Below are 15684 nucleotides of genomic sequence, written 5' to 3'. Positions count from 1 at the left end.
TTCGCACGCGCCGCCCCGCCTCGTCACGGGCTTATCGGGGCGAGGCCCCTCAGTGCCGCCCGTGCCGCACCACCGGCGTCTCGGCCGTCGCCTTGGTGTTCGCCGGCGTCTGGGACCTCCAGTCCGGGTGGTTCGGCATCGGGGGCGTCTTCGTGCCGTAGAGCCAGGCGTCGAAGAACGCGGTGAGGTCCTTGCCGGAGACGCGTTCGGCGAGGCGGGTGAAGTCGGCGGTGCTCGCGACGCCGTCGTGGTTCCGGGTCACCCACGCGCGCTCCAGGCGCTCGAACGCGGGGCGGCCGATGGTCTCGCGCAGCGCGAACAGGACGAGGGCGGCGCCGTCGTAGACGACGGGGCGGAAGATGCTGATCTTCTGGCCGGGTTCGGGGCCCTTGGGGTGCGCGGGCGGTCCGCCGGCCGCGCGCCAGCGGTCGGACGCCCCGTACGCCGTCTTCATCCGGGCCTCCAGCGTGCGCCCCGCCTTCTCCTGCGCGTACAGGGCCTCGTACCAGGTGGCGTGCCCTTCGTTGAGCCACAGGTCGGACCAGGTGCGCGGGGAGACGCTGTCGCCGAACCACTGGTGCGCGAGTTCGTGGACCATGATCGACTCGATGTACCAGGCGGGGTAGCCGGGCTCGGTGAACAGGCCCTTCTCGAACAGCGACAGGGTCTGCGTCTCCAGCTCGAACCCGGTGCTGACGTCCGCCATGAGCAGCCCGTACGTCTCGAACGGATACGGTCCGACCTTCGACTCCATCCAGGAGATCTGGTCCGGCGTCTTCGCGAGCCACGGCTCCAGGGCGGCCCGGTCCGCGGTGGGGACGACGTCCCGTACGGGCAGGCCGTGCGGTCCCTCGCGGCGCAGGACGGTCGAGCGGCCGATGGAGACCTGGGTCAGCTCGGTCGCCATGGGGTGCCGGGTGCGGTACGTCCAGGTCGTCACCCCGCGCGCGCGGTCGACGCCGGTGGGCAGGCCGTTGGCGACGGCCGTGTACCCGTTGGGGGCGGTCACCCTGATGGTGAACATCGCCTTGTCCGAGGGGTGGTCGTTGCAGGGGAACACGAGGTGCCCGGCGTCCGCCTGGTTCGCCATGGCGAGGCCGTCCGCGGTGCGTACCCAGCCTCCCTCGCCGCCCTTCGGGGGCAGTGGGTCGCTGGTGTGCCGGACGGTGATCCGCATCCAGCTTCCCTCGGGGACGGCGCGGCGCGGGGTGACGACGAGATCTTCGCCCGCGCGCGTGTAGTGCGCCGGTTCCCCGTCGACCTCGACCGACTCGACGTCGCCGTGCGCGAAGTCCAGGTTGACCCGCTCCAGCCGCTCGGTCGTGACGGCGTCGATGGTCGTCTGCGCGCGCAGGGGCTTGTCGTTGCTGCCCGGGTAGGTGAAGTCCAGGTCGTACGCGGCGACGTCGTACCCGGGGTTGCCGAGGTTCGGGAACAGCCGGTCCCCGACGCCGAGCTGCTCGGGGGGCGCGCTCGCGGCGACGAGGCACAGGGAGAGCGCGGAGGCGACGAAGGCCGCCCGCGCGAGGCGGCGTGGGCCCGGGCGGGCGGCCCGGGTTCGGGGTCCGGCGGTCGCGGGGCCGGTGGCCCCGGGGGCTTCGGTTCGAGGGCTGCGCAGCATGCCCCACGGCTACCAGCGCGCATGCCCCCGACGCCGCCGACTCGCGCCCGACCCACCCGAACGTGTTGCCCGGGTGGGCCCGAGTTGCCGGGGACCGTACGTCCCGCGCGCGCCCGTCAGTGTGCTCCCGCGTGGTGCTGCGCCCGGCTCACGTCGTACACCCCAGGAACGTTTCTCATGGCGCGCATGAGGGTGGGCAGCTGGGCCGCGTCGGGGAGTTCGAGGGTGTAGGTGTGGCGCACACGCTGCTGGGACGGGGGTTCGACGGTGGCCGAGACGATCTCGGCGCCCTCCAGGGCGATGGCCTCGGTGAGGTCGGCCAGCAGATGGGGGCGGCCGAACGATTCGGCGACGAGGGTGACGCGGCACTCGGTGGAGTCGCCCCAGTGGACGTCGGCCTCGGGCCGCCCGGCTGCGCGCATGCGCGCGACGGCGGCGCACTCGACGCGGTGGACGGTGACCACTCCCCCGCGTACGGCGAACCCCGTGACCTCGTCGGCGGGCACGGGCGTACAGCATCCGGCGAGCCGCACGCTCACGCCGGGCCGTCCGGCGACGGAGATGGTGCTCCCCGCGCGCGGGGCGGACGCCGGATGCGGCAGGGGCCCGTCCGCGCCGCGCCGCCCGCTCTGCCCCCGGAAGGCGGGCTCGGCGTCCTCGTCGGCCGTGTCCTGCCGGGCGCCGGCGCGGGGCTCCGTGGGGTGGGTGGTCAGCCACCGCTGGATGGCGATGCGGGCCGCGGGGGTGTGGGCGTGCTCCAGCCACTCCCTGGAGGGCTCGGAGGCGGGGTCCTGGCCCATCAGGAGCTGGACGGTGTCCCCGTCCCGCAGAGCGGTGCTGAGGGTCGCCAGGCGGCCGTTCACGCGGGCGCCGATGCAGGCGTGCGCGTCCTCGCCGTACTGGGCGTAGGCGGCGTCGACGCACGTTGCCCCGTCGGGCAGGCCGAGCGTGCCGCCGTCGGGGCGGAAGACGGTGATCTCGCGGTCCTGGGCGAGGTCCTCGCGCAGGGTCGACCAGAAGGTGTCCGGGTCGGGCGCGGCCTCCTGCCAGTCGAGGAGCCGCGAGAGCCATCCGGGCCGGGTCGGGTCGACGCGCTCGTCGCCGGCGGCCTGCTCCTCCGCGGGGCTCGCGTAGGGGTTGCCGAGGGCGACGACACCGGCCTCGGCGACCTTGTGCATCTGGTGCGTGCGGATGAGCACTTCGGCGACCTGGCCGTCCTCGCGCGCGACGGCCGTGTGCAGCGACTGGTAGAGGTTGAACTTCGGTACGGCGATGAAGTCCTTGAACTCCGAGACGACGGGCGTCATGCAGGTGTGCAGCTCACCCAGGACGGCGTAGCAGTCGGCGTCCTCGTTGACGAGCACCAGGAGGCGTCCGAAGTCCGAGCCGCGCATGCCGCCGCGCTTGCGGGAGAACCGGTGCACGGAGACGAAGTGCCGGGGCCTTATGAGGATCTCGGCCTGGATGCCGGCCTCGCGCAGGACGCCGCGCATCCCCTCGGCCGTCTCGGCGAGCGGGTCGTCCGCGCGGGAGGCGTTGTCGACGATCAGCTCGCGCGTGCGGTCGTACTCCTCGGGGTGCAGGATCGCGAAGACCAGGTCCTCCAGTTCGGTCTTGAGGGCCTGTACGCCGAGTCGTTCGGCGAGGGGGATCAGGACGTCCCGGGTGACCTTCGCGATGCGCGCCTGTTTCTCGGGGCGCATCACTCCGAGGGTGCGCATGTTGTGCAGCCGGTCGGCGAGTTTGATCGACATCACGCGTACGTCGCTGCCGGTGGCGACCAGCATCTTGCGGAACGTCTCGGGCTCGGCGGCGGCCCCGTAGTCGACCTTCTCCAGTTTCGTGACGCCGTCGACGAGGTAACGGACCTCCTCGCCGAACTGTTCCCGTACCTGGTCGAGCGTCACATCGGTGTCCTCGACGGTGTCGTGGAGCAAAGACGCCGTCAGGGTCGTGGTCTCCGCGCCGAGTTCGGCGAGGATCAGCGTCACCGCGAGGGGGTGGGTGATGTAGGGCTCGCCGCTCTTGCGCATCTGGCCGCGGTGCGAGGACTCGGCCAGCACGTACGCGCGGCGCAGCGGTTCGAGGTCGGCCTCGGGGTGGTGGGCGCGGTGGGCCTCGACGACATGGCCGATCGCGTCGGGCAGCCGGCCTCTGGTGGCCGGGCCCAGGAAGGCCGCGCGACCCAGCCTGCGCAGGTCGATACGGGGGCGGCTGCGCCGTCGCGGGACGGCGGGCACCACCGGGCCTGGGGTCGCGGGATTCGTCGCCTCCGCACTCATGGGCACCTCCGGCTGCGTGGACCGGCGGACGAGTGCCCCAGGGCGGACACGGCTCGGGGACTGGTTTCGGTCTCCCGTCCGGGCCGGTGCTTGATGCTACCGAGCCCACCATGTGCGGCTGACCGCCTCTCGCCGAGCGTGAAACGGATCACCCATTCGAGCGACACCACGGTGGTTGACTGTTTCGCGCCATCATGGCCGGAGCAGGTCGCGCATTCCTGCCTCCTGGCACGCGTGAGGGGCGCACCCGTACGGTGACGGGCCGCCCCTGCCTGCAATGTGAAGCTGCTACGCCGGCCGTCGAGAGGCGTCTTCCAGCCATCCGGATTCGATCGTTCCTTCGGCGACGATCACAGCGGGACCGGTCATCTCGACCGCGCCGTCGGGGTGTTCGGTGATGACGAGGCGTCCGCCGGGCACGTCCACGGTGTACGTCACGGGTGTACCGGTGACGGCCGGGTCGGCGCCGTCCCTGCGCGCGGTGGCGACGGCGACGGCGCACGCGCCCGTGCCGCACGAGCGGGTCTCGCCGGAGCCCCGCTCGTGCACACGCAGGGCGACGTGCCTGGGGCCCCGGTCGACGACGAACTCGACGTTGACGCCCTGCGGGTAGGCGGAGGCTGGGCTGACGGGCGGGGCGGTGAACAGGTCGCCCGCGTGCGCGAGGTCGTCGACGAAGGCGACCGCGTGCGGGTTGCCCATGTTCACGTTCCGCGCGGGCCAGGTGCGCTCGCCGACGCTCACCCGGACATCGCCCTCGGGGAGGCGGGCGCGGCCCATGCCGACCGTGACGTCGCCCTGCTTGTCGAGGTGGACGCTCTTGACGCCCCCGCGGGTGGCGATCGCGAGGTCGCCCTCCTCGACATGTCCGGCGTGCTGGAGGTAGCGCGCGAACACGCGCACGCCGTTGCCGCACATCTCGGCCACCGAGCCGTCGCCGTTGCGGTAGTCCATGAACCACTCCGCCTCGGCCGCCATCGCACGCGCCTCGGGGTGCGCCGCGGACCGTACGACGTGCAGCAGTCCGTCCCCGCCGATGCCCGCGCGGCGGTCGCACAGGGCGGCCACGGCGGCGGGCGAGAGGTCGAGGGCGTTCTGCGGGTCCGGGACGATCACGAAGTCGTTCTCGGTCCCGTGCCCCTTGAGGAAGGCGATCCGCGTGCTCATTCCTCGATCGTACGGCGTGGGTACGACAGTCCCGCTCACAGCGGGTGACCGTGCTCCCGCGCGGGTGGCTCAGCGCAGCCGGGCGACGCGCCAGACGGCGAGGACGACGGCCGCGGCGACCATCACGGCGTACGCGAGGACGACGCGCCAGTCGGGGCGGCGGCCGGAGCCCCTCAGGGGCAGGCCGGGCCAGGTGTGGCCGACGCGGCGGGCGGCCATCATGCCCCAGCCGGCGGCGCAGGAGCAGATCAGCAGGCCGAGCATGGCGACGACGGCGCCGCTGTCGCCGAAGTCGAAGGCGAGCGGGAAGGCGAACATCAGGGAGCCGACGGTGGCCAGGGCGACGATCGGGGCGAGCTGCCAGATCCGCAGCCGCCGCTGGGGCCGCAGTTCGACCTCGACCTCGGGGCCGCTCGCGAACATCTCCTCGGGCTCGGGGCCGTCGTCCGTGACGCCGTCGGGGGTCTCGTCCGCCTCGTCCGGGCCGTCGGGGGTGAGGCCGCCGCCGGCGGGCTCCTCGAAGGCGTCCGCGGGGTCGAGGAGGCCGTCGTCGTCCGGCTGGGCGTCCCGGGGACCGGAGGGGGCGTTGTCGCGCCCTCCGGGACGGGGGATGCCGTCGATCAGGCGCGGGGAGCCGTCGGCCTCGGCGGGGAAGGCGTCCGAGCGCGGAAAGGCGTCGTCCGGCTTCCGTTCGTCCCGCTCAGGAGTGCGGTTCCCGGTGCCTTGTGCGGTGTCGCGAGGGCCGGCCTCCATCGCCACGCGCCCTCCCAACTCGGACTCCACTTGGTCGATCGAAGCTCGATGATGGCACGACGCGACAGGCCCGGATGACGGCCTGGGCGTCCCGATGCCATGACGTGATCAGGCTGTAACCGGTCGTTCGACCAACGCCGATGCGAGGCGCGGAAGTTCCTCGCGGTCCGCCGCGGCCCCACTCAACCAGTGCACCCGGGGATCGCGCCTGAACCACGAATCCTGACGGCGCGCGAAGCGCTTGGTGGCGCGGACGGTCTCGGCTCGCGCCTCGTCCTCGGTGCACTCCCCGGCGAGCGCCGCCAGGATCTGCTGGTAGCCCAGCGCGCGTGAGGCGGTGAGCCCGTCGCGCAACCCCTGCGCCTCCAGTGCGCGCACTTCGTCGACGAGTCCCGCCTCCCACATGCGGTCGACCCTCAGGGCGATGCGCTCGTGGAGTTCGGGGCGTGCGACGTCGACGCCGATCTGGACGGTGTCGTACACCGAGTCGTGGCCCGGGAGGTTGGCGGTGAAGGGCTTGCCGGTGATCTCGATCACTTCCAGCGCGCGCACGATCCGGCGCCCGTTGCCCGGCAGGATCGCCCGCGCGGCGTCGGGGTCGGCGGCGGCCAGGCGCGCGTGCAGGGCGCCGCAGCCGCGCAGGGCGAGCTCCTCCTCCAGGCGAGCACGCACCTCGGGGTCGGTGCCGGGGAACTCCAGGTTGTCGACCGCACCGCGCACGTACAGGCCGGAGCCGCCGACCAGGATCGGCCAGCGTCCCTCGGCGAGCAGCGCGTCGATCCGCGCGCGGGCGAGGCGCTGGTACTCGGCGACGGAGGCGGCCTCGGTGACGTCCCAGATGTCCATGAGGTGGTGGGGAACTCCGCCGCGCTCCTCGATCGTTAGCTTGGCAGTACCGATGTCCATTCCCCGATAGAGCTGCATGGAGTCGGAGTTGATGACCTCACCGCCCAGCTTCCGGGCCAGGAAGACCCCCAGATCGGATTTTCCTGCCGCGGTCGGTCCGACGACGGCGATGACTCGGGGGGCGGGGGGTGCGCTGCTCACGGCACCAGTCTCGCAAACCTCACGGGCCGTGCTCGAACCGGTGAGGTGACGCGATCCGAGGGGCGCGAGTACCGTGTGAAGTGGATATGGGCGTTTTGCGAAGTTCTGTCGGTTGCAGGTGACGTAGCGCGAGGAAGGTGACCCGATGGGTCTCATGGACAATTTGAAGGCCAAGCTCGCCCCGGCCAAGGACAAGGTCTCCGACCTCGCCCAGCAGCACGGCGGCAAGATCCAGGACGGCATCGACAAGGCCGCCAAGGCGGTCGACGAGCGGACCAAGGGCAAGTACAGCGAGAAGATCCACACGGGCACCGACAAGGCGAAGGGCGCGGTGGACAAGCTCGCCCACAAGGACGACGGCACGACCGGCACCCCGCCGAGCTCGCCGCCCCCGGCGTCCTGATCCGCATCCGGGACAGCCATCGACGGACGGCCGGGAGGCCGTCCGTCGGCGCTTCCCGGCCCTGAGGGCTACGACCAGGTCGCGACCACGTACCCGACCCCGTACGGCGCGTCCTCGTACAGCAGCTCCCCGCTCAACCCGGCACCCTTGCCCGCCCCTGCCAGCACCTGCCAGGGCGCCCGCCCCGACGCCATGAGCTGGCGGGCCAGCTCCACGTCCATCGTCTCCAGCGCGGCGACGTCCGCCTTGCCCAGCGCCCGTCCCATCTCCGCGTCGAAGGGCGCCGCGCGCTCGTCGAGGTAGCCCGGCGCCTTGAGCGTCCGGCAGGCGCTGGCGTCGCCCATCACCAGCATCGCGACCCGCCCGGCCCGCCCGGCGGCCTCCTGGCCCGCCTGGACGCACCGCTCGGCCCCGAACGGCTCCCCCACCCCGAGTCCCTCGATCGGACCGTCCCCCCAGCCGGCCCGCTCCAGCAGCCAGGCCCCCACCGCGAGCGACGGCGGCAGCAACCGCCCGCTCCCGTCCCCCTCACCCCGCCCCAGCCGTACGACGATGTCGGCGCCGAAGCCCCGGAAGGAGCCCGGCGTGCCCTCGGGGTACGGGCCGCACCCGTGCTCCGCCGCCGGACCGACCACCACCAGCCGGTCCGGCCGGGAGGCGGCGAGCACACCCAGCGCGTCCGTGCAGGCGGCTCTGGCCGCGTCCAGCTCGGGCGCGGCGCCCGCGGCGATCTCGGGCACCAGGAGGGGCGGACAGGGACAGACTGCGGCGGCGACAAGCATGATCGGCAGCGTATCCCCGGGAAGCGGTCACACGTCACATACGGGTCGGTCGGACGCGGAAGGGGGGCGCGCGGGTGACGTCCGGACGGTATCGGCCCGTCGCAACGTAAGCGTCGGGCCGATACCGTTTCGTCGCAACGTGCACAACCCGACGAACCAGTATCGTCCCGACGTCATCCCACCTCGCCTCCGGCCCCCCTGACCTCTCACTTTTCCGCGCTGTCCTCCACCAGCTCGGCCAGTGAGAACCGCGTCAGGAACGTGTAGAACCGGCCGTCGGTGATCAGCAGGAGGGCATCGTCCTGCTGGCAGAGCCGCGTGCGCCGGGGTATGCGCGGGTGGGTGGGACTGCACGCGCGCGCCTGGCTCTCCACATGCCCCAGGGCCTGCCGGACGGTGTCGTCGAGGACCCCGCCCATGCCGTCACTCGACGCTGCACCCGCCGCCCGTGGCGACCGGCAGCGGGGCGGGGACGCCGACCTTGGGCAGGCCGAGCATGACGCCGGCCGGGGTGGCGGCCTTCTCGGCGGTGCGCTTCTCCCAGGCGTCGCCCGCGCGCGTACGGCGCACGTCGAGGACGGGGCCCTCGGCGAGGAGGTGGTGCGGGGCGGCGTAGGTGATCTCGACGGTGACGATGTCGCCGGGGCGGACGTCCTGGTCGGGCTTGGTGAAGTGGACGAGGCGGTTGTCGGGGGCGCGTCCGGACAGGCGTCGGGTGGCGTCGTCCTTGCGGCCCTCGCCCTCGGCGACCATGAGCTCCAGGGTGCGGCCGACCTGCTTCTTGTTCTCGTCCCAGGAGATCTCCTCCTGGAGGGCGACGAGGCGCTCGTAGCGCGCCTGGACGACCTCCTTGGGGATCTGGCCCTCCATGGTCGCCGCGGGCGTCCCGGGGCGCTTGGAGTACTGGAACGTGAACGCCTGCGCGAAGCGGGCCTCGCGGACCGCGTGGAGGGTCTGCTCGAAGTCCTCCTCGGTCTCCCCGGGGAAGCCGACGATGATGTCGGTGGAGATCGCCGCGTGCGGGATGGCCGCGCGGACCTTCTCGATGATCCCCAGGTAGCGCTCCTGGCGGTAGGAGCGGCGCATCGCCTTCAGGACGGTGTCCGAGCCGGACTGCATCGGCATGTGGAGCTGGGGCATGACGTTGGGCGTCTCGGCCATGGCGGCGATGACGTCGTCCGTGAAGTCCCTGGGGTGCGGCGAGGTGAAGCGGACACGCTCCAGGCCCTCGATCTTCCCGCAGGCCCGCAGGAGCTTGCTGAACGCCTCGCGGTCGCCGATGTCGCTGCCGTACGCGTTGACGTTCTGGCCGAGCAGGGTGATCTCCGTGACGCCCTCGCCGACCAGGGCCTCGATCTCGGCGAGGACGTCGCCGGGGCGGCGGTCCTTCTCCTTGCCGCGCAGGGCCGGGACGATGCAGAAGGTGCAGGTGTTGTTGCAGCCGACAGAGATCGACACCCAGGCCGCGTAGGCGCTCTCGCGGCGGGTGGGCAGCGTCGAGGGGAACGCCTCCAGGGACTCGGCGATCTCGACCTGCGCCTCCTCCTGCACGCGCGCGCGTTCCAGCAGGACCGGGAGCTTGCCGATGTTGTGCGTGCCGAAGACGACGTCCACCCAGGGCGCCTTCTTGACGATCGTGTCGCGGTCCTTCTGCGCGAGGCAGCCGCCGACCGCGATCTGCATCCCGGGGCGGCTCGCCTTGCGCGGCGCGAGGCGGCCGAGGTTGCCGTACAGCCGGTTGTCGGCGTTCTCGCGGACCGCGCAGGTGTTGAAGACGACGACGTCGGCGTCGCCGTCGGACCCCTCGGGCGCGCGCACGTAGCCCGCGCCCTCCAGCAGACCGGCCAGGCGTTCGGAGTCGTGGACGTTCATCTGGCACCCATAAGTGCGCACTTCGTAGGTCTTCGCGTCCACTGGCTGGCTCCGGTCACTGCTGCTGGTCATGGCTCAAGGGTAGGCGGTGCCTCGGACAGCCCTCGCCCCCGCTCGCGCGAGCGGGACCGGAACCGCGCGGAGGGATCCCCCGTACGAAGATCGCAGCAGTGCTCCCTCCACTGGAGGACAGGGGCCGTCCTCCTCACGAAGGGCGGCTCCACGCCGCGAGCCGCGTCTCGACCTCGTCGGCCGTGGCACGCCCGCGCGCGAGGGTCACGATCCGTTCCCCGTCGACGGCGAGCAGCGTCGGGAAGCCGCTCACCCCCAGTTCCGCGCTCCGCCGGAAGTCCGCCTCGGCCTCAGCGCGCGCGTGGGGCGCCTCGAACGCGGTCACGACGGCGTCCGCGTCCAGCCCGTGCGCCTCGGCGAGCTTCCGGTACGTGGCGGGGTCGGAGAGGCTGAGGCCGTCGACGTAGAACGCGTCCTGGAGGGCTGTCGCGAGGTCGGCGGCGCGGTCCTGCGCGCCCGCGCGGAGGGCTGCCAGACCGCGCGCGGCGGCCTCGGAGTCCATGACGAAGGAGCCGTCCGCGATGAGCCGCTCGTAGGGCTCACCGAAGACGGCGCCGGTCAGTTCGGCGATCTGCGCGTTGGCGCCCTGGATGTACCCGAACTCTCGGACGGGGACGCGCCGGCGGCCGGTGAACAGCCCTCCGGAGACCACCTCGACGGGCAGTTCCGGGTGGTGCGCGGCCGTCTCGCGGAGGGTGGCGGAGAAGCCGTGGGACCAGCCGCAGTAGGCGTCGTACACGTAGACGAGCTGCATCGATGACCTCGACAGGGTGGGCGCTCGCCGGGCGCGAGCGATTCATCTGAGGGAACAGTATCTGCCACCTCAGATATTTCCGTCGCGCCCACATCTCCGCGATCACCCCCGGCGCCCGGTCACGGCAAGCGCGGCAGCATGTCCCGCGCGGCGTGGCTGAGGATCCGCAGGTCCTCCGCGAACCGCTCGCGGTCCCCCTCGGGCAGCGGCGCCAGGAAGTACCGCTCGATGTTCGCCACGTGCACCCGCGAGGCCGCCACCACGGTCTCCTCCCCGAGCGCCGTGAGCCGCACCAGGCGCCCGCGCCGGTCGCCGGGGTCCTCGACCCGCTCGACGAGCCCGGCGGCCTCCATGCGGTCCACCAGCCGCGTCGCGCCCCCGGTCGTCAGCACCTGCTCCTGGGCCACCGCCCGCATGGACAGCCCGGGTTCACCCGCGCGCCCGAGGATCAGCAGCACCTCGAAGGTCAGGTGCGTGATGCCGCACTCGACCTCCAGTGCCCGCCCCAGGATGTACTCCAGCCGGTTGGCGGCGCCCTGCAACCGCCCGAACGCCAGCACCAGTTCGTCGTTCGCGGCTTCCCGCGCCGTCGAGATCGCGCTCACGCTTCCCCCGCCGCTCTCCTCCGTCGCCATGCACCGATCATGCCTGACGGCAGAGGCGAAGCCGCGCACACTCATGCGGATCTGACGCCCGGTCGGCCCGGCGGAGGCCGGGCGTCCGATTGTCAGTGGGCTTTCGTACGATGGCGACGATCGGACCAAATCCGGTCGGAGCACCCTTGAAAGGGACCACCCCGATGAAGCTCGACATCTTCAGCGAAATCCAGGACCCGAAGCCCTGGACCCCCGATCACCAGCACCTGCGGATGACCCAGGCACTGGAGCAGGCAGAGCTGGCCGACACACTGGGATACGGCTGCTGGTGGCAGGTCGAGCATCACGGCGCGCAGGAGTTCAGCCTGTCCTCGGCTCCCGAGCTGTTCCTCGCCGCGCTCTCGCAGCGCACGGCGCGCATACGGCTCGGGCACGCGGCGGTGCTGGCCCCGCCGCAGATCAACCACCCGATCCGGGTCGCCGAGCGCGCGGCCGTACTGGACCATCTCAGCGGCGGCCGCGTCGAGCTGGGGCTGACGCGGTCGACGGCCCCGGAGTGGCGGCTGTTCGGGGTGGACCCGGCGACCGTGCGGGAGCAGGTCGCGGAGGTCTTCGAGACCGTCCCGCGCATCTGGGGCGGCGACCTCACGGTCACCGGCGGCGTCCCCGTCGTCCCCTCCCCCCTCCAGGACCCGCACCCGCCGCTGTGGCAGGCGGCGTCCACGCCCGGGTCGTTCGAGGAGGCCGGGCGCCGGGGTGTCGGGGTGCTCGGTACGACGCTGTGGGAGCCGTTGGAGCGGGTCGGCCGGCTGGTCGAGCTGTACCGCGCGGCGGCGGCCGAGTGCCGTACGCCCGCGGGGGCGTTCGTCAACGACCAGGTCGCGTTCTTCACGTTCGTGCACTGCGCGGACACGGACGAGCAGGCGATGCGGGACGGCGCGGCCGCGGCGGCCGCCTGGTACACGGCCCGGGCGCTGACCTTCTTCGAGGCGGCCGACGCGTTCCTGGAGAACATGACCCGTGAGAAGGAGCTGATGGCCTCCCCCGACGGCGGCGGGCGCGCGGGCGCGTTCCTGCGCGCGGAGGCGGGCGCCGCGGGCGGGCCGAACGCCGCGCAGCTCGCGATCGGCCGCATCCTCCAGGGCGAGACCGTCCCCGAGAAGGAGCTGTTCGAGGCGCTCAGCGAACAGGGCTCGCTGATCGTCGGCTCCCCCGAGACCGTCCGCAAGAAGATCCGGGCCTACGCCGACCTCGGCATCGACCGGCTGATGTGCTTCCAGCAGGTCGGGGGGCTGTCGCACGAGAGCGTCATGCGCAGCATCGAGCTGGTCGGCGAGCTGATCCCGGAGTTCGACTTGGCGGGGTGAGGCGCATGGACGGGGCGAGCCTCAAGGGTTCCAAGGGGTGAGCCTCAAGGCGCAAGCGCAGGCGTCTCCGGCTCCGGGCGGGGCGCCTCGGGCCGAGGCCGTCTGTCTCCGAGCGAGGCGCCTCACAGGCGGGCCGGGGCGCCTCGGGTCGGGACGCCTCAGGCCGGGGCGTCTCGGCCCGAGCCGGCCTCAGGGATCGATCAGCCCAGCCCGGATCGCGTACCGCGTGAGCTCCAGGCGATCCCGCATCCCCAGTTTTTGCAGCAGGTTGGCCCGATGGCGCTCGACCGTCTTGGCGCTGATGAACAGCAGGTTCCCGATCTCCTTCGAGGTGTGCCCCTCGGCGACGAGCTTCAGGATCTCCTCCTCGCGCTCCGTGATCGGCCGCTCCGGGAGCCCGTCGCCCCGGTGCAGCCGGTCCAGGTACGACCGCACGAGCGCCCGCTCCGCCCCCGGGTAGATGAAGGGCTCGTCCCGCATCGCCGCGCGGCACGCCTCGACGAGGTCCCGGTCGGCGGCCGACTTCAGCACGTACCCGCCCGCGCCGGCCTTCAGCGCCTCGAAGAAGTACTGCTCGTTGTCGTACATCGTCAGGATGAGGATCCGCAGGTCGGGCAGGCGGCGCGACAGTTCCCGGGCCGCCTGCAGCCCCGTCATCCGGGGCATCGCCACATCCAGCACGGCGAGATCGACGTCCCCGCTCCGCGCCCGCTCGACCGCCTCGGCCCCGTCGCCCGCCTCGGCGACGACGGTCAGGTCCGCCTCGCTGTCGAGGATCAGCCGCACACCCCGGCGCACCAGAGTGTGATCGTCGGCCAGCAGCACACGGATCGGCGACCGGGGGCCACCGACGGGCGAGACGGTCATTTCTGTCCCCCGGGCGCGGGCGGGAGGTCGGTACGGGCAGGTCCGGACACGGGCGGATCGACGGGAGGCCGAGGCTCGACACCCGAACGGGGCCCGCTCAAGGAACCGCCGGCTTCAGGGCCGTACACACGCCTCCCGGCGCCGGCTCCGGGCGCGCGCCGCCCGTCCCCGGAGCAGCACACGGTCCCTTCCCGGGCGGCAGCCGACATACCGCCGTGCCTCTGATGAGCGGGCGCGGAATCCTCGTCCGGCGTCCCGGGTGTCTCCCCCTCCCCCGGCCAGCCGCTCCCCCGCCGACCGGCTTCCGTCCCGCCTTCCGGGCCACCCCCGACAGCCGTACCGCCGGAGGCGAGCCCAGCGCCGTACGCCGCGGGGAACCCCGCGAGCCGCTCCCCCTCGTACCCCGCGCCCAGCTCCAGCCGAGGCTCCACCGGCAGCACGACCGGAATGCGCAGCCGGACCTCCGCGCCGCCGCCGGGAGCGTCGCCGAGGGTCAGGCGCGCGCCCACCAGGAGGGCGCGTTCGCGCATGCCCGGTATGCCCGCGCCCTCAGGCGCACCGCGAAAGCCCTTGCCGTTGTCGCGGACGACGAGTTCGGCGCCGCCCGGGACGGCCCGCAGGCTCAGGTCCGCGCGGTCGGCGGCGGCGTGGCGCGCGGTGTTGGTGAGGGCTTCCTGGGCGACGCGGTAGATCACGAGTTCGGACTCCTCGGGGAGCGGGGGCAGCCCGGCGGCGAGGTCGCGCCGGACGGTCAGACCGTGGGTGGTGAACTCGGCGGCGAGCGAGCGCAACGCGCTGACCAGCCCGAGTTCGTCGAGCACACCGGGGCGCAGCCGGCGCGCGATCCGGCGGATCTCGTCGAGCCCCGCCCGGGTCGCCTCCTGCGCCTGCCCGATCTCCTCACGCAGTTCGTCGGGCCCCCGGTCGGCAACCCGCTTGAGCTGGAGGAGTACGGCGGTCAGGGTCTGGCCGACCTCGTCGTGCAGCTCGCGCGCGATGCGGTGGCGCTCGCTCTCCTGCGCGGACAGCGCCCGCCCGGCGCTGGCGGCCCGTTCGGCTTCGAGCCGGTCGAGCATCGCGTTGTACGTCATGATCAGTTCGGCGGTCTCCACGGGCCCCGAGACGACCGCGCGCCCGCCCGGCTGGAGCAGGTCGGCGGAGGCCATGGCCCGCCCGAGCCGCCCCAGCGGCGCGAGGCCGATCCGCAGGACGACGGCGTTGGCGACGAGCAGCACCCCGAGCCCGGCGGCCACGACGAGCGCCTCGGCGGGCAGGACGGGCGTCGAGACGGTGACCGGCCCCAGGAGCAGGGCTGCGGCCACGACGAGGCCGACCGCGTTGAGGCAGAACATCCGCCAGAACAGCGACACGCTCCCGACCCCTCCTCTCCCTCTCCGCGACCCTCGCGGGGTCCCGCCCCGCGCCCACGGCACACCCGCGACCAGCCTCTCCGTCCGCCGCCGGGCCCGTCCATCCGTCATGACACCCATATCGCCACCGTACGGCCGGATGGCAGCATGGGCGGTTCCGGGCAGATGTCCGGAACACATCGGCAGGACGTCCGCGCACCTGGGGCGTCTCAGCACGACATCAGCATCAAGGGGAAGAGAAACGTGTCTGTTCCACGCCTGCGGTCGACGCCGTTGCCGGGCATCGGGGTCCAGTACGACCTCGTGACGCGCGACCACCGCCACCTCTCGGTCGTGGCGCACCGCGACGGCACGCGCACGGTGAACGTGTACCGGTCCGACGACCCCGACTCCTGCGCCCAGTCCCTGCGGCTGACCACCGCCGAGGCCGGTTCGCTGATCGACGCGCTGATGCCGTCGCACCACAGCCCGAGCCTGCTCTACACCACCGACCTGGGACTCGTCGCCGAACGCGTCGAGGTCGGGGCCACCTCGCGGTGGAACGGGCGGCTGCTGGGCGACACGCGCATGCGTACGGAGACCGGCGCGTCCATCGTCGCCGTGCTGCGGCGTGCGGAGGCGATCCCGTCGCCCGCGCCGGACTTCCGGCTGGCCGGCGGTGACACGGTGATCGTGATCGGCACCCGGGAGGGCGTCGACGCGGCGGCCGCGATACTCGGTCAGGAGTGACG

Annotated in this window: 14 protein-coding genes and 1 pseudogene; 3 read left to right on the top strand and 12 right to left on the bottom strand. The window is 72.8% G+C overall.

The annotated features are described in order from the left end of the window. Positions 1 to 49: 49 nt before the first annotated feature. The 5 genes from ACLZOT_RS05085 to miaA form a co-directional block, all read right to left on the bottom strand. Positions 50 to 1621: a M1 family metallopeptidase gene (locus ACLZOT_RS05085; RefSeq protein WP_416967492.1), complete on the bottom strand. Its 1572-nt coding sequence runs from the start codon at positions 1619 to 1621 to the stop codon at positions 50 to 52. 116 nt (positions 1622 to 1737) lie between these two features. Continuing rightward, positions 1738 to 3903: a RelA/SpoT family protein gene (locus tag ACLZOT_RS05080; protein ID WP_416967491.1), complete on the bottom strand. Its 2166-nt coding sequence runs from the start codon at positions 3901 to 3903 to the stop codon at positions 1738 to 1740. A gap of 288 nt (positions 3904 to 4191) precedes the next feature. Further along, positions 4192 to 5070, bottom strand: coding sequence for a diaminopimelate epimerase (gene dapF, locus ACLZOT_RS05075; protein ID WP_416967490.1), 879 nt, complete (start codon positions 5068 to 5070; stop codon positions 4192 to 4194). A 69-nt stretch (positions 5071 to 5139) separates the two neighbouring features. After that, entirely contained in the window at positions 5140 to 5823 is a 684-nt protein-coding gene (locus ACLZOT_RS05070; RefSeq protein WP_416967853.1) for a hypothetical protein, read from the bottom strand. 108 nt (positions 5824 to 5931) lie between these two features. Beyond that, entirely contained in the window at positions 5932 to 6870 is a 939-nt protein-coding gene (miaA, locus tag ACLZOT_RS05065; RefSeq protein WP_416967489.1) for a tRNA (adenosine(37)-N6)-dimethylallyltransferase MiaA, read from the bottom strand. Positions 6871 to 7015: 145 nt separating this feature from the next. Between miaA and ACLZOT_RS05060 the strand changes: the two genes are divergently transcribed. Continuing rightward, positions 7016 to 7273 (top strand): antitoxin, encoded by a 258-nt coding sequence (locus ACLZOT_RS05060; RefSeq protein ID WP_416967488.1) that lies wholly within the window; start codon positions 7016 to 7018, stop codon positions 7271 to 7273. Between the two features lie 68 nt (positions 7274 to 7341). Here the strand turns inward: ACLZOT_RS05060 and ACLZOT_RS05055 are convergent, their stop codons facing one another. The 5 genes from ACLZOT_RS05055 to ACLZOT_RS05035 form a co-directional block, all read right to left on the bottom strand. Next, the gene (locus tag ACLZOT_RS05055; RefSeq protein ID WP_416967487.1) at positions 7342 to 8055 is read right to left on the bottom strand and encodes a class III extradiol dioxygenase subunit B-like domain-containing protein; all 714 of its coding nucleotides are present in this window, start codon (positions 8053 to 8055) and stop codon (positions 7342 to 7344) included. Positions 8056 to 8261: 206 nt separating this feature from the next. Further along, on the bottom strand, positions 8262 to 8474 hold the full coding sequence (locus tag ACLZOT_RS05050) for a hypothetical protein (protein ID WP_416967486.1): 213 nt from the start codon (positions 8472 to 8474) through the stop codon (positions 8262 to 8264). 4 nt (positions 8475 to 8478) lie between these two features. After that, entirely contained in the window at positions 8479 to 9999 is a 1521-nt protein-coding gene (gene miaB, locus ACLZOT_RS05045) for a tRNA (N6-isopentenyl adenosine(37)-C2)-methylthiotransferase MiaB (RefSeq protein ID WP_416967485.1), read from the bottom strand. 133 nt (positions 10000 to 10132) lie between these two features. Then, positions 10133 to 10753, bottom strand: coding sequence for a DsbA family protein (locus ACLZOT_RS05040; protein WP_416967484.1), 621 nt, complete (start codon positions 10751 to 10753; stop codon positions 10133 to 10135). A gap of 119 nt (positions 10754 to 10872) precedes the next feature. Next, positions 10873 to 11388 (bottom strand): MarR family winged helix-turn-helix transcriptional regulator, encoded by a 516-nt coding sequence (locus tag ACLZOT_RS05035; protein WP_416967483.1) that lies wholly within the window; start codon positions 11386 to 11388, stop codon positions 10873 to 10875. Positions 11389 to 11552: 164 nt separating this feature from the next. On the opposite strand from ACLZOT_RS05035, the gene ACLZOT_RS05030 reads away from it, so the two are divergent. Beyond that, positions 11553 to 12716 (top strand): LLM class flavin-dependent oxidoreductase, encoded by a 1164-nt coding sequence (locus ACLZOT_RS05030; protein ID WP_416967482.1) that lies wholly within the window; start codon positions 11553 to 11555, stop codon positions 12714 to 12716. A 189-nt stretch (positions 12717 to 12905) separates the two neighbouring features. On the opposite strand, the gene ACLZOT_RS05025 is transcribed toward ACLZOT_RS05030, so the two are convergent. After that, positions 12906 to 13583, bottom strand: a complete 678-nt coding sequence (locus ACLZOT_RS05025; protein ID WP_416967481.1) for a response regulator — start codon at positions 13581 to 13583, stop codon at positions 12906 to 12908. Between the two features lie 440 nt (positions 13584 to 14023). After that, positions 14024 to 15073 (bottom strand): annotated as a pseudogene (locus tag ACLZOT_RS05020) (sensor histidine kinase); the annotation flags it as partial. 123 nt (positions 15074 to 15196) lie between these two features. Here ACLZOT_RS05020 and ACLZOT_RS05015 point away from each other — a divergent pair. Further along, the gene (locus ACLZOT_RS05015) at positions 15197 to 15682 is read left to right on the top strand and encodes a cation:proton antiporter regulatory subunit (protein ID WP_416967480.1); all 486 of its coding nucleotides are present in this window, start codon (positions 15197 to 15199) and stop codon (positions 15680 to 15682) included. Positions 15683 to 15684: the final 2 nt, after the last annotated feature.

Source organism: Streptomyces sp. 4F14 (assembly GCF_048159485.1).
Classification (GTDB): Bacteria; Actinomycetota; Actinomycetes; order Streptomycetales; family Streptomycetaceae; genus Streptomyces.
This window is presented reverse-complemented; position numbering and strand designations above follow the sequence as displayed.

What these genes read in the sequence shown, in the direction of transcription:
- ACLZOT_RS05085 (WP_416967492.1), bottom strand. Translation starts at nt 1,621, where the DNA reads ATGCTGCGCAGCCCTCGAACCGAAGCCCCCGGGGCCACCGGCCCCGCG.
- ACLZOT_RS05080 (WP_416967491.1), bottom strand. Translation starts at nt 3,903, where the DNA reads ATGAGTGCGGAGGCGACGAATCCCGCGACCCCAGGCCCGGTGGTGCCC.
- dapF (WP_416967490.1), bottom strand. Translation starts at nt 5,070, where the DNA reads ATGAGCACGCGGATCGCCTTCCTCAAGGGGCACGGGACCGAGAACGAC.
- ACLZOT_RS05070 (WP_416967853.1), bottom strand. Translation starts at nt 5,823, where the DNA reads ATGGAGGCCGGCCCTCGCGACACCGCACAAGGCACCGGGAACCGCACT.
- ACLZOT_RS05060 (WP_416967488.1), top strand. Translation starts at nt 7,016, where the DNA reads ATGGGTCTCATGGACAATTTGAAGGCCAAGCTCGCCCCGGCCAAGGAC.
- ACLZOT_RS05055 (WP_416967487.1), bottom strand. Translation starts at nt 8,055, where the DNA reads ATGCTTGTCGCCGCCGCAGTCTGTCCCTGTCCGCCCCTCCTGGTGCCC.
- ACLZOT_RS05050 (WP_416967486.1), bottom strand. Translation starts at nt 8,474, where the DNA reads ATGGGCGGGGTCCTCGACGACACCGTCCGGCAGGCCCTGGGGCATGTG.
- miaB (WP_416967485.1), bottom strand. Translation starts at nt 9,999, where the DNA reads ATGACCAGCAGCAGTGACCGGAGCCAGCCAGTGGACGCGAAGACCTAC.
- ACLZOT_RS05040 (WP_416967484.1), bottom strand. Translation starts at nt 10,753, where the DNA reads ATGCAGCTCGTCTACGTGTACGACGCCTACTGCGGCTGGTCCCACGGC.
- ACLZOT_RS05035 (WP_416967483.1), bottom strand. Translation starts at nt 11,388, where the DNA reads ATGGCGACGGAGGAGAGCGGCGGGGGAAGCGTGAGCGCGATCTCGACG.
- ACLZOT_RS05030 (WP_416967482.1), top strand. Translation starts at nt 11,553, where the DNA reads ATGAAGCTCGACATCTTCAGCGAAATCCAGGACCCGAAGCCCTGGACC.
- ACLZOT_RS05025 (WP_416967481.1), bottom strand. Translation starts at nt 13,583, where the DNA reads ATGACCGTCTCGCCCGTCGGTGGCCCCCGGTCGCCGATCCGTGTGCTG.